General features: G+C 59.3%; 1 protein-coding gene. It reads right to left on the bottom strand.

Translation table 11 applies throughout. The annotated features are described in order from the left end of the window. A partial coding sequence (locus ACFVVO_RS39420; RefSeq protein WP_390061708.1) for a condensation domain-containing protein occupies positions 1 to 1,027 on the bottom strand: 1,027 nt, incomplete at both ends.

Below are 1,027 nucleotides of genomic sequence, written 5' to 3' on the forward strand. Positions count from 1 at the left end.
GCTTCCTGCTTCTGAAATCCTTCCTTCTCCTGAAACGACCGCTGCCAGACGGCATAGTCTTTATATTGAAGGCGCATCGGCGCAAGCGAACGGCCTGCGTACAGCTCGCCGAATTCTTTAATCAAGGTGTTGACGGACACACCGTCAGAAATAATATGATGCATATCCGTTAATAAAAGATGACGTTCATCCGATTCTTTCACGAGGGCCGCACGGAAGAGCGGCGCTTCCTCCAGACAAAACGGCCGGACGAATGCGTCAGCTGACTCGGCCTCATCCAGCTGAAACGGTACGCTGTCATGGATGCGCTGCACCGGTTCGCCGTCAGGCCCCGTTTCAAAGGACGTTCTGAGCGACTCATGCCGCTCCACAAGCTGCCGGAACGTCTCCTCCAGCCGGCCGCGGTCAAGCGGGCCCGTCAGTTCCAGCACAGCCGGCATATTGTAGCCGACACCGCCGTCTTCAAGCTGTTGGAGCACATACATCCGTTTCTGCGCCGAAGACACCGGGTAGGTGTCCTGTTTTTGCGCAGGCTGAATCGCTTCATACGGGCTCTCTTCCAAGTCCTGAATAACCGAAGCGAGCTCTTCCACCGTCGGCCGGGCGAAGATGTCCTGTAACGGCACCTGAACACCGAACTCTTTGGCGATGCGGGAGACGAGAGCCGTCGCTTTTAACGAATGGCCGCCCCGCTCAAAAAAGTGATCCCGGATGCCGACGGGGCCGTTTTTCAGCACCTCTTCCCAGAGGGCGCAAAGCTTCATTTCCGTGACGTTCCGCGGGGCGGTGTACGCCCGTCTGTCTGCCGCTCCGCCGGGAGCCGGCAGTGCGCGGCGGTCAAGCTTTCCGCTCGGCGTGACCGGCCATTCGCTCATCTCTATAAACTGAGCCGGCATCATGTAGGCCGGAAGGCGTGTCGCAAGCTCCGCCCGCACGTCATCGCTTTCCCGTCCTTCGATATAGGCGTAAAGCGCGGTTTCGCCGTGTTCGGTCCGGGCGGTGACCGCCGCCTCACGAATGCCGTCGA

It is taken from the genome of Streptomyces sp. NPDC058145 (genome assembly GCF_042884245.1).
Taxonomy (GTDB): Bacteria; Actinomycetota; Actinomycetes; order Streptomycetales; family Streptomycetaceae; genus Streptomyces.